Genomic DNA, 12,324 nt, shown 5'->3' with positions numbered 1-12,324 from the left:
AGCATTACCTCCGTTGGGGCCAACCGAGGACAACCGTATACCATCCCGGTGTCAGCCGTAGCGTTTCCCGTCGGATCATCCCATCAGGATCTCGCCAGGCAATCGCCGTCGTGAATGTCGTGAGCGCGGAGATTGCTCCAAGGCCGACGTGTACATCGGGACTGCTCTTGCCCGAGTGGCCGTTCCCGCCGTCGACGTCCGCCACGAAATGGCGACCGTTCGGGAGAATAACCTCGATCGTCGCGCCGAGCGCCGGGCGGCCGGCGACCCCAGGCCGCGGGCCACGGAATATCTGCGTCGTTGCGGGCGCCCCCCTCCGCACCGGCACGAGAAGATGGAGCCCCAAGCACCGCCCCACGGTCGCGCTCGTGTTGCGGTAGAAGTAGGAGCGGTCCCATTGGCTGGCGACCGCGAAATCCAATCGGCAGTCACCGAAGATGTCCGCGGCGGCAATTCCGCGGCTGACGCGCGGGGTGCCGAGGCCGATGCGCGTGGCGATGTCCACGAAATGGCCCGCCGCCGGGACGAAGAACCGCAGGTGCTCGTGACCGCTCAGGTCGTCGCCCGGCACGAAATTCGGCCACATCCGCGGATCGTGCAACAACAGATCGTTCCCCATCGCCAGCTGCTGCAGCTCGGGCCAGCGGTCCACGTCGCCCTTGACGAACCCCGTAGCCTGGAGCACGTTCGGCCGCCCGGCGTTATTGAAGTCTGCGATCTTCACGTCCCATCCCCAGCCGCTGCGCGCCAGTCCGAAGGCCTCGGCCCGGTTGACGAACGGCGCAATTCCGCGCTCCATGGCGGCGACGTCCCCCGTGTTGACCCATGCGAAGTTGCTCTCCTCAAGGCCGTACGGAGTCGTGATGTTGCTCACCACGATGTCCCGGTGCCCGGAGCCGGTCAGGTCGCCGAACGCGACCCCCATTCCTTTGAACGAATCGCGTCCAAGGACGAAGGAGGACGGGGTCGCGAAGCCGCGCCGCCCGTACAGCGGCACGAACCGGGGATGCCCAGGGGTGGAGCGGTTGTCCAGCAAGATGTCGGGCCCGAAGTCGTTGGCGACGTAAAGATCGGGGAGGAGGCTGCCGCGAAGATCCTGCGCGCCGAGCCCGAGCGTCCATCCATGTTCCGCGGCGTCGGGCAGCGCGCCACGCACGGCGCGGAATCTCACCTCCGGCCGAGGTCCGCGGACCTCGCCTTCCCACAGGAGCAGGACCAGCCCACCGCCGTTGCGGGCCCGGGACATCGACGCCTGCATCGTTTCCCGGCCGCCGGCGTTCGGATCGAGGATGCGTGCCCCGGCCGGAAAGTAGTTGCCGATGACGAGGTCCGGATGGCCGTCTCCGTCCACGTCGGCGAGAAGGGCCGCATTGGTGTACCATCGGAGCCCGCCGTTCACGAGCTCCTGTGGGACGAAACACTGCGCCCGCAACCCGCCGCATGGCTCCGTGCGTAGAAATGCGATCGGCGTCCGTCCCCAGTAGTACACGATCAGATCGGTGACACCACGCTCAGCGAGATCGCCCGCCAGACATCCCATTGGCGCCATGGTGGCGTTGTACGTCAGCGGTGCCGGGTCGAGCACAAACGGCGCATACCGCGGGCCGGTGCCGGGAACTGGCGCGACGATTACCTGGTTCGTTCGCGTCTCCACATAACAGAGATCCGCGGGCAGTCCCGTTCCGGCGATGTCCGCGAGCGCGACCGCGGCACCGACCGAGGAGATCCAGGCGGAGATGTGCCGAAGGCTGGGGTGGACCGGACGTACCGATCGCTCAATCTCGCCGGGCACACCCGGCAGCGGGGACGACGTAAAGGCGAACTCCGCAGCCAGGCGGTCCAGGTCGACCGGCGCAACGGTCGATGGCTGGGCAATCATGTAGAGTGCCAGCACGACGCCAATGGCTACCAACGCGGTGGCCCGCTGGCGAATCATGCGCTACGCCCGGCCGGCGGCGCGGCGGCCTCCACGGCAAAACAACGCCGGATCCGGGATCGCCACACCTCGTAGGCGGGCACCGGACCTTCGGCATGGAGATCCTGCAACGCCGCCTCAACGAGCTGCGCCGCCTCGGCGGCGGACATCGCGCAGAAGGCCCGGCACGCGGCCTCGGTGGACGGCGACGAATTGCCGGCGCGCTGTCGGGCGGTCGCAGCGAACGCGGCGCCCTGCGCCAGGCACGCACGGTACGCGCCGGCCGCCCGCGCGAGCGCGGATAACGCGGTCTCGGTTGCGCCGCCGGCGTACGCGCCGGCAAGGCCCACGCCGCTCCAAAGATCGCTATGGCGGTCGGGCGAAAACCTCGCCACCGCGGCGGCGATCCTCGCCGGATCCGCCCCGTCGACGAACCACAAGCTGCGCCCCAGGCCCTGATCGAAGACCCGCCGTTCGTACCCGTTGACCCGGACCGGCGGCCGGCACGCGCGGACATAGTGCCGCCAGGCGAAATACCCCTCGTGAAAGCCGTACCCGTCGACGGCCAGCCATCCGAGCAGGGGGTCGAGATGCGCCGGCGGACGGGCGCCCCGCCGCAGACGGGCGAGCGCCCAACCCGCGCCGACGTGAACCATGTAGACGTGCGCCGCCCCGCGGCCGCGCAGCAGCGCCGTCATCCGCCTGTTGCGTGACCACGGCGACAGAGCATCGAGGAGCGTCAATGCCATCGCGGCGCCCTCGAACGCAAAACCGCGGACATCGCGATCCACCGCGTCCAGGCCGCGGCCCAGTGCCTCGGGATCGTGTTCGAGCGCGGCGTGATACCCGGTGAGAAAGGTGCGGCCGATGTGCTCGAGCCACGAGCACGTCTGAGCGTCGCCGGCGTGGAAACCGCGCCGGGCGAAGGTGACTTCTGCAACCGGAATCGTGAGGAATCGCCGAGCCAACCAACTCATGACAACCGCTCCGTCGCGCCTCGGAGATGAGTCGGCGTTTTGTGTGAGATGTGTGAGAGTTGTAAGTTAAGTGGCGGTCAAAAGTAGTATCGGTAAAATTGATCGGCGAAACTTCTTTGATCTTGCGCTGCGGGAAATTCCTGCTCCACCTGGATTGCTATGGTCGACATTTTTGGCAAAGCGGTACGAACGTGGGTTCGTGCCCGGCGCCGATAAGGACCGCCTTGTTGTCGCCGCGGCATGATGTCCATTCGCTTGCAGATCGGCCTCGGTCTTGGCCGGCTTGCGTCCGCGCTTGCAGTTGCGCAACGCTGTCAGCGCCGCTTGACGGCACTTGCCCCTCCCAACTGTAGAACTATCCCAGGGCTATCTAGTGGCAGCGACACACCTCGCTTACTGTTTGGCCGGTCTTCCGCGTCTCGTCCAAGATCTGCAGCTTCCCCTCGGCCGTCCACCGTCGCTGCGTTGCGTCCCTCATGCAGCCGCACCCCCGTCCCATAAGTTCGACCTCCCCTCGGTCGACTCCGGGAAGCGCGGGACCTCTCACTCAATTTCCGACCGTTTTGTCCAAATACGATCTGAGCAATACATCAGCAACTTGAGAGAAACCATCGTGGCTGCTGCCCCCTATAGTCGCTATGTAGCGTTTGCTTGGGACAACTGAGGTCAGAAAGGAGCGAAACGATGCCTGAAGACAAGCATTCTGGGGAAGCGAATTTATCGAGATCTACCTCGTTTCGACGAGAGTTCTTACAGAAACTGGGAATCTCAGCTGCAGCAATCGCGGCCTCTCAATCTTTAGCGGCCGACCCGGCACAAGCGGAGCTGGAGGCTGGTTTCAATGAGATGGTTAACAAGATGGGAGATCACTTTGACCCATTCCCTCCCGAAGGAATTGACGGGTTTCTGAGTCACTTCATCATCATGATCGAGTTTCTCACAGGGTCGATGGCGGGGAAGATGGTTACTTTGGATATGCCGACTGCCGTACAGACAGTTTCGCGCTCGGCGCCATTCGTTTACAAAGGACGGTCCGCGAATCACTCCGTCAAAATTCCGATACCGGCGGGGTCCACGCTTCCGAGCAGGATCGCGGAAACGGATTTCTTAAATCGACCCGAAGAGTTCTTCCAGACGGGTCGAGAAACAGTGTGGATGCAGATTCTCAATCTTGACGCAAGAATGCAAGATCCCAGCATTGGGCCGATCCGGATCATACTCGGGGAGACCCTAAAGGAAAAGTACCCTGACATTTTCCTGCCATCCTATGGAATTGCGCAATCTCTGGGCGATTCCCGTTTTCCGGCGCGTTTGTACTTCAATCCTTACGCGATTATCGAAACCTCGTTTGGGGCGTTCCGAGCAATCCACGGAACACTCTCTTACGGGCGGGTCGTAGGGTTCCCGCCGGTCGGTACGCCAGTGAGCATCGCTCAGTGCATTCCACTGGAATCGGTCGATGAGGTTCGGAAATCGCGAAATTTGAAAGAGGCCAGCAAAAACCCTGTCGCACGCATCATCGCTCTTGCACACCCGATAGACGTGGGAATGCAACTTCCGGGAGATGAGGCTTTCAGAACCGTCGGGCGTCTCATTCAGACTGCAGAATAAAGCTCGAGATGCCGGAAGCAGCAACGAGCGAGAACTACATGAGGAGGTGGTGGTGAAGATGCTGTTCTTGGTGAATTTTGAGTATATCGAACCTGGCCCGGCGCATCCTCCCGAGAAGGTTGTTCACATGGTGGAGCATGCGATCATTCCTAGCCTGGATATGGTTGTCCAGTTGGAGAAGGCTGGGAAAATTAGAGCCGCCGGGGTGGTGGCAGGATCGAAGGCGTCTGCAATGATTCTGGATGTTGCAGACAACAATGAACTAAGCAGGACCCTGCAGAGTTTGCCTTTCTGGAGCTTCATGAAGGTCCAGATCACTCCGTTACAAAGCTTTGTCGATCGTGCAGCACAAGAAAAAGGGGCCGTTAAGTTCCTAAGAGACATGGAACAGAAAGGGACACTCAATATGTGGTAGTGAGCCTGCAGGGCCAGCGATCACGATCCCTCGTCTGGACTTACGGGATCTTGATGTCCAGCTGCGAGAATTTAGAGCCGTACCCAGCCGCCCCGCTGCGGACATGAATACTTTTCCAATGATGCCGCAACAGTGGAGAAAGTTGAATGAGGACAAAAACAAAGCTCGCCTCCGACCAAACAATTGAACGGCTGAAGTCGGTCCTGTGCGAAGCATCGCGGGGCCTGCCTGGCGTCACAGACCGGAAAATGTTTGGCTGTCACGCTTTGTTTGCTAACAACAATATCTATGCGTTGGTCTGGAAGACGGGTCGTATCGGCCTCAGACTTCCAGATGTCGAGCTATTCAATGAACTTATGTCGAAGGGTGGCTCTGAGCCCTGGACTGCAGGTAATCGAACGATGGCCCATTGGGTCTTAGTTCCAAAGATCTTCGAGCGGAAGGCGGACCTGCTGAGCAGGTGGGCGAATGCTGCCCATCACCTCGCCGCTAAGGCCCCCCGGGTTCCGGCGAAGAAGAAGTGACACCCGCGGCTTAGACAGTAGACCCAGGTCGCAAATCGGAGAATGTGCTGCAGTGAACGTGAACCGCCGCGTCCTGTCTATGGCAATAAGTGTTGTGGTAGGCTGCATCCTGCTGATCGGATATTCGCTGGTGACGGCTGATCGCCGAACCCGGCAGGTTCAGCGCTCCGTTCAAGGGCAACTCACCTTAGTAGAGCGAGGGCGATACCTTGCTACGATAGGGGCCTGCGCGGGATGCCACACACCGCCCGCTGTTGAGAACACGCGGCCGGCCGCTGAAGACGCGACAGCTGTTGAGAGAGATCGCAAGTTCCGTACAGATCCCGATTGGTATCGTTATCTGGATCCTAATCGATACCTCTCGGGCGGTGTCCCATTCTATTTGCGTTTTTCCGGAAAATCGAACGGAGTCGTGTACTCGTCGAACATAACACCTGATCCTGCGACCGGCTTGGAACCTTGTGGGGCAAGAGCCTCGAGTAGCTGCTGGACCGAAGACGATTTGGTAAATGTAATCCGGGCTGGTAAAAGGAAACAGGGTGCAAACCCTCAATTTCTGTTCTTATTTCCGCCGCACAGCTTCTACCGAAACATGGCCGATGATGATGTGCGCGCGCTGGTCGCCTACGTGCGAAGCCTAGCTCCCATCCGTAACGATTTCCTCCAAGGCCGACTGCGGTACCGTCGCCTTTCTCCTGAGCGATCGTCCACTCAAGTTGCGACGGTCAAGGCACCAGAGTTTGCACCTAAAGGCCGCTCCGCCGAACGTGGACTTTATCTGATGAACGCCTTGGTTGGCTGCCGTGAGTGTCATTCATTCCAGAAGTTTACTGCTAGTGGCCCCATTTTGCAGGAATTTGTAGGCGGGGACCCATCAGATCCCTTCCTTGGTGTATTTCGGCTCGGACCTGACCTGCCGTTGCGTGCCGATGAAAAGGGGTTCGCGGTGTTCCCCTATCCGGGATATGCAGTCTTGTACTCTTCGAATCTGACGCGTTTCGGAATAGGCGGAGATCTGAGGGGCGTCCCAGACGAGCAGGTAGTACGGGCGATTCGTGGAGGGATCTCAACCGAACCAGACAGATACGGCAGGCCGAGCCCCCTGGAGCACGTCATGCTATGGCAGTTCTACGCTAGCATGGCGGACGACGATGTCTACGCCATCGTGGCATACTTGAGGACGCTAAAATATGTCCCTCATGTCGTCGAACCTCGATTGTTGCGATATGGCACCGACTGGGAAGCCGCGTTTCGCCAGGTGTTCGGTCGCTTCAACGTCCTCACCGGGGAATCGTCGGATACGATCACAGAAACAGACAGGGAGTTGTTCGGAAAGGGCACACGATGAACGATCAGTCTATAGTTCCGGGGTTGGGTTCGGTTGCCCGGAAAACCTGGACAGAAAGTGACGAAGGCAAATTGATCGGAGGGCGAGGAATATGGCGAATCCATTTACGTATGTTCAGTTGCAAACCCAGGACCATAATAGAGCAAAAAGTTTTTACAGCCGGCTATTTGGATGGCGACTACGTGACGCGTCCAATGGTAAACATAAGTATACTGAGATCGACGTCGGGGCAGGGACGGCAGGCGGTATGATGCCAGTGGTAAATCGGACGGTGCCGTCACACTGGCTCCCTTTCGTCCAAGTGGCCAACGTGGACAAATCAACCGAGCAAGCTAAAGCTATGGGCGCGTCGATCATAGTTCTGCCATCGGATGTGCCGCGGAAGGGACGCTACAGCGTGATCAACGACCCGACGGGTGCTGCTCTTGCGTTGTGGACACCGATTCGGGCTTCGAAGCGCGCATTGCGGAAGCGAAGCTAAACGAAAGGCGGGTGTCGGGCCGGACCATCCTCCGCAACTTATCGGCGAGATAGAACCCGCCGAGCGCCAGTCCACTGAGTGCACCGCAAACCGTCCATCTTGGGCCCGACTTGCTCGATCTCGACGCTCGGGTTCGATCCGGAGAGCCGCCCTACGTCCGCGGAGTCGAGGCAGCGCAGAGCCGATGCGCAGGTCAACGATTCACATCCGATCGCTGGCCGATGTTTTTGAGGGTTTTTTGACGACCGGCCTCCGCCGCGCCGCTCCGTTGGGCACCCGCGGGGCACGGGGTCGGTGAGTCTGCCTAAGCGAGCTCCGGAGCATGCTTTCAGGAGCTCCGGCTAACGCGCCGAACTCGTCGGCGACATTCCGCTCACATTTGGGTGGGGCCTGGTGCTGGGGATCCTCCTGTGGCTTAAGGCACAACGGTGTGCGGATCCAGAATCTCGCGCATGCGCTCGCCGAGGAGATTGACCGCCAGCACGAGGACCAGCAGCGCGAGGCCGGGGATCGTGCTCACCCACCAGGCGATGAAGAGCACGCCGCGGCCGTCGCTGATCATGGAGCCCCACGCCGGGATGCTCGGGGGAATGCCGACGCCGAGAAACGACAGCGACGCCTCCAGCACCATGAAGTAGCCGAGCCGGAGGAGCGCCACGACCGTCACCGTGTTCACGATGTTCGGCAGGATCTCGCTCACGAGGATCCACGACGTCGGGTAGCCCATCGCCCGCGCCGCTTCCACGTACTCGCGGTTCGACTGCGCGAGCGTCTCGCCGCGGGCGAGCCGGTAGAACTCGATCCAGCCCTTGAGCGCGAGCGCCCAGATCAGGTTCCAGAAGCCCGGGCCGAGAAACGCCATCATCGCGATCGCGAAGATGAGATACGGGAACGCCTGCAGCAGCTCGACGACCCGGGCGCCCACCATGTCGAGAGCGCCGCGAAAGTAGGCGCCGGCCATGCCGAGCGCCGTGCCGATCACCGCGGAGAGCCCGACCGTGAGCGCGCCGACAAGCAGGCTGACCCGCGCGCCGTAGATCGTGCGGGAGAAGACGTCGCGGCCGAGCGCGTCCGTGCCGAACCAGTGGGCCGCGGACGGGGGCGCGAGGCGCGCGGCGAGATCGGTGGACGCGGGGCTGTACGGGGCGATCGCCGGCGCCAGGAGCGCGCTGAGGATGTAGACCAGCACCAGCACCGCCGCGGCCGCGCCGACCGGCTCCGCCGCGAGGCCTCGCGCGATGCGCCGGAGCGACGAGAGCGCGCGGACGCCGTGGCGCCGCACCGGGTAGAGGATCGGCAGCACGCCGGCGCGCAGCGGCTGGGCGCCCATCACGCCACTTCCATCTGCGGGTCGAGCACGGTATAGGCCACGTCGACGGCCAGGTTCGCGGCGACGTAGGTGAGGGCGTAGAGCATCACGGCCGCCTGCACCACGAGGTAGTCGCGGGCGAAGATCGAGTTGACGACGAGGCGCCCGAGGCCGGGCCAGGCGAAGACCGTTTCGACGATCATGTTCCCGCCGAGCAGCTCGCCGATCTGCAGCCCGGCGACCGTGATCGCCGGAATGAGCGCGTTGCGCAGCGCGTGCTTGATCACGACGGCCGTCTCGGGGAGCCCCTTCGCGCGCGCCGTGGTCACGTACTGGCGGTGCAGCACCTCGATCATGGACGACCGCACAGTTCGCGCGAGTACCGCGGCGAACACCACGCCCAGCGTGAGCGCCGGCATGACCAGGTGCCGCAGCACGCTCGCGACCGCGGCGCCGCTGCTGGCGAGCAGGCTGTCGACTAGGAGAAAGCCGGTGACCGTCGGCACGCCGATCGTCGGATCGATCTGCCCCGACGTCGGCAGCAGGCGCGCGTTCACCGCGAAGAAGAGGATGAGGAGCAGCCCGAACCAGAACGCCGGCATGCTCGCGCCGAGCAGCGAGGTCGACAGCACCGCGCGGTCGATCCACGAGCGCGGCCGCAGCGCGCTGGCGAGACCCATCGGGACCGCGATCAGCACGGCGATCACGATCGTCGCGACCGTGAGCTCGATCGTCGCCGGGAGGGCTTCCGCGATCAGGGCCGCCACCGGCCGCTGCTGCACGATCGACGCGCCGAGATCGCCGTGCGCGAGCCGGGCGAAGAACAGCCCCAACTGCACCTGGAGCGGCTGGTCGAGATGGAGTTCGTGCCGCACGGCGCGGATCGTCGCGGCGCTCGAGTTGGTGTCGCCCAGCATGATCTGGACCGGATCGCCGGGCAGCAGGTGCAGCGACAGGAACGCCAGGACGGCGACGCCCAGCGCCACCGGCACGGCGAGCAGCACCCGACGGACGATCCTCAGCATGCGCATCGCGAACTCCGCCGCCCGCCGGCTCCGCGGCGGGCCACCATGTAATTACGCCCCCGGTGCGCCGCTCTTAGTACCCCGCCTGTCTCAGGAGTTCCCGCGCCTTGGCCGGGTCGTACGGATAGGGTTTGAGCGATGCGTCGTACCCGAAGCCGCTCGGCAGAAACGCCGTGCTGAGGCGCTTCCCGTACCCGTGGTAGATGTCGCGGAGGATCGGGTCCCAGTTGATCGCGTAGTTCACCGCCTGCCGCACGCGCGGGTCGGTGAACGGCTCCGCCTTGGTGTTGAACTCGATCTCGTAGGACCGGGTGCCTTCCGCGGTTTTCACCTGGACGTTCGGGCTTGCCTTCAGACGGTCCACCAGGTCGGGCGGGACTTCCTGGATGACCTGTACTTCGCCGGAGAGGAGCGCCGCGATCCGGCTGGACGGCTCCGGCATCATGCGGAAGATGACCTGCCGCAGCTTGGCCGGTCCGGCCCAGTAGCCGTCGTAGCGCTCGAGCACGATCTCGGAGTTGAGGGCGCCCCGCACGAATCGGAACGGGCCGGCGCCGACCGGCTTTGCGATGAACCCCGCCTCGCCCATCTGCTGCACGTACTTCTGCGGGACGATCTGGAAGTGCACGAGCGACTGCAGCACGAGCGCCTCCGGGAACGAGGCGCTGTAGACGAACCGGACGTGCGACTCGTCCAGCTTCTGCACGCGCAGGATCGGGCCGAGCAGATCCTTGCGGGTGCTCGAGACGCCGGTGATGGCGCCGGGCGTGAGCACGCGCTGGAACGTGAAGACGACGTCGTCGGCCGTGACCGGGTCGCCGTTTTGGAATTTCACCCCGGGACGCAGCGTGAAGTCGTAGACGGCCGGCCCGACCTTGCGCCACGCCGTGGCGAGCTGCGGGACGACTTTGCCGTCTGGGGAGTGTCCCACGAGGCCGTCGTAGATGTTGCGCAGGACCGCTTCACGGTCGTTCGGCGAGATGCCGGGATCGAGCGGCGCGATCGTGTCGTTACGCATGCCCACGATGATCGCGTCGCCGCCGCGCACGCTCGCCGGGTACATCGTCTCGCTGTTGTCGGCCGCCGGCGTCCACCCCGTGACCGCGGACGACTGCGCCTCGATATTCTGCAGCACGTAGCCGAACGCCCACGGCGCGTCGGCGTAGATCTTCCGCTGCGCGTCGTTGTAGGCCGCCTGGCGCTGCGCCTCGTTCGGGGTGCTGGACGCGACGGCCATGTCGTGGTCCACCGCGGGGTTCGAGTAGAAGGAGAAGTTGCCGCGCGCCTTGGTCACGAATTTCGGCACCGCGAGATCGTACGGGTCGAAGTAGGCGCTGCCCCAGTCCGTCGTGTACGCTGCGCGTTGTCCGGCCTGGACCTGCGGGATCAGCACGGACAGCTGCCAGGCTCGAACCTGCGCGGTGATGCCGGCGCGGCTCAGCTGCGCGGCGATCGCCTGCGCCTCCGTCGTGCGGTTCGCCGTCGTGTCGAGGACGAACGACAGCGCCTTCGCCGCGTCGCCGCGCGTTCCGCCGAGCAGCGAGAGGCCGAGGACCGCGGCGATCAAGATGACGTAGATCCGTTTCCCCATCACGCACCTCCATTTGCGGCGCCGTCGTATACGATCCAGGCGCCGGAGCACGGATTGTCCGGCGAGAAATAGAGCCGCCGGCCGCGGCACGCAAAGACGCTGCCGGAGATCGTAGTCGCGCCCCGGTCCCTGCCGTGGCGGCAGAGCCCCGCGGTGCCGGCGTCGTCGTGGGAGGCCATGACGGCGGCGGCGTCCGCGACCCCCGGCGCCTCGCCGAGTCCATCGAGCCACGACCGGAGCCGCCGCAGGCGTCCGCCCGAATCGGCGCACCCGCCGCCCTCGATGTCGCGGCCCCGCAGTTCCGCCGAGACGAAGTGGTTGGTCCGGGCCACCCGGCCGCCGCCCCCTTCGACCGCGACCGCGTGATGTCCGAGCTCGACCGCGGCGGTGCGGCCGTCCGCGCCGGCCAGCACGAGACTCCCGCCGCCGGCGTGCCGCAGGCGGCGCAGTTCGTCGACGGCCTCGTCGACCGTGGCGCAGCGCGCCAGGAGCCGTGTCATCGCGAAGTAGCGTAGGGATCCGACGCCCTGGTCCGCCGCACGAATCTGCGTATCGGCGAGCGCGAGTCCGTCGGAATTTATGCCGCTCGAGTACACGCCGGGGCTCCCGAGGCTTCCGACGCAGAGGATCGTTCGGCCGTGCCACGCCGGGTCCCGGTGCCGGAACACCCGCTGCGTGCCGCGGAAAGGGGCGGCGAGGTCGCGGTTCTTTCCGAGCAGCGCGCCGAACTCGGGATGGCGGAGCGCCCATGCCGAGCAGCCGTCCGCCGCGGGCGAGGCTCCGAAGCCGGGCAGCATGCCGGCGTGCAGCGACGCAAAAAGATCGCGGACCGGCAGCCCGTATCCCGCGGCGATGCCTTCCGCCTCCGCGAGCGCGTCGGGATCATGCGTCGCCGTGAACTCCCACTGCCGCGCGAGAAAGTTCGCCGCCGCCGGGCGCGCGAGGATGTCCCGTACGGCGGCGAGCCGCCGGTCCACCGCGTCCCGCACGATCTGCTCGGTGCCCGGACACCGTTCCGCCTGGCCGCGGCCGCGGTCGAACGCGGATCCGTCCAATTCGACCGGCGCCGCCCCCGGGCCAAAGACCGCTGCCGGTGCCGTACGCATCACGCGAGAGGTCGCGCCCGCA

General features: G+C 64.3%; 9 protein-coding genes. 3 read left to right on the top strand and 6 right to left on the bottom strand.

What is annotated here, in order from left to right:
- Positions 1 to 4: 4 nt before the first annotated feature.
- Both VKT83_06040 and VKT83_06035 read right to left on the bottom strand, forming a co-directional pair.
- Entirely contained in the window at positions 5 to 1,936 is a 1,932-nt protein-coding gene (locus VKT83_06040; GenBank protein ID HLY22011.1) for an ASPIC/UnbV domain-containing protein, read from the bottom strand.
- Entirely contained in the window at positions 1,933 to 2,892 is a 960-nt protein-coding gene (locus VKT83_06035; protein HLY22010.1) for a DUF1702 family protein, read from the bottom strand. Before VKT83_06035 ends, VKT83_06040 begins: the two co-directional genes overlap by 4 nt.
- Positions 2,893 to 3,576: 684 nt before the next feature.
- On the opposite strand from VKT83_06035, the gene VKT83_06030 reads away from it, so the two are divergent.
- The 3 genes from VKT83_06030 (at position 3,577) to VKT83_06020 (ending at position 6,790) form a co-directional block, all read left to right on the top strand.
- A complete protein-coding gene (locus VKT83_06030; GenBank protein ID HLY22009.1) occupies positions 3,577 to 4,503 on the top strand; it encodes a hypothetical protein in 927 nt (308 codons plus the stop codon).
- 58 nt (positions 4,504 to 4,561) lie between these two features.
- Positions 4,562 to 4,918 (top strand): muconolactone Delta-isomerase family protein, encoded by a 357-nt coding sequence (locus tag VKT83_06025; protein HLY22008.1) that lies wholly within the window; start codon positions 4,562 to 4,564, stop codon positions 4,916 to 4,918.
- Between the two features lie 576 nt (positions 4,919 to 5,494).
- Positions 5,495 to 6,790 (top strand): hypothetical protein, encoded by a 1,296-nt coding sequence (locus tag VKT83_06020; protein ID HLY22007.1) that lies wholly within the window; start codon positions 5,495 to 5,497, stop codon positions 6,788 to 6,790.
- Positions 6,791 to 7,686: 896 nt separating this feature from the next.
- Here the strand turns inward: VKT83_06020 and VKT83_06015 are convergent.
- The 4 genes from VKT83_06015 to VKT83_06000 form a co-directional block, all read right to left on the bottom strand.
- Positions 7,687 to 8,601 carry an ABC transporter permease gene (locus VKT83_06015; GenBank protein ID HLY22006.1) on the bottom strand — a complete coding sequence of 305 codons (915 nt, stop codon included), beginning with the start codon at positions 8,599 to 8,601 and terminating at the stop codon, positions 7,687 to 7,689.
- Positions 8,601 to 9,611 carry an ABC transporter permease gene (locus VKT83_06010; protein HLY22005.1) on the bottom strand — a complete coding sequence of 337 codons (1,011 nt, stop codon included), beginning with the start codon at positions 9,609 to 9,611 and terminating at the stop codon, positions 8,601 to 8,603. Before VKT83_06010 ends, VKT83_06015 begins: the two co-directional genes overlap by 1 nt.
- A 67-nt stretch (positions 9,612 to 9,678) precedes the next feature.
- On the bottom strand, positions 9,679 to 11,196 hold the full coding sequence (locus tag VKT83_06005; protein HLY22004.1) for an ABC transporter substrate-binding protein: 1,518 nt from the start codon (positions 11,194 to 11,196) through the stop codon (positions 9,679 to 9,681).
- On the bottom strand, positions 11,196 to 12,302 hold the full coding sequence (locus VKT83_06000) for a C45 family peptidase (protein ID HLY22003.1): 1,107 nt from the start codon (positions 12,300 to 12,302) through the stop codon (positions 11,196 to 11,198). The genes VKT83_06005 and VKT83_06000 overlap by 1 nt, the downstream gene beginning before the upstream one ends.
- Positions 12,303 to 12,324: the final 22 nt, after the last annotated feature.

The sequence above is a fragment of the bacterium genome, from assembly GCA_035308905.1.
Classification (GTDB): domain Bacteria; phylum Sysuimicrobiota; class Sysuimicrobiia; order Sysuimicrobiales; family Segetimicrobiaceae; genus DASSJF01.
The sequence above is the reverse complement of the archived record's forward strand: the minus strand, read 5'-3'. Positions and strand labels throughout refer to the sequence as shown.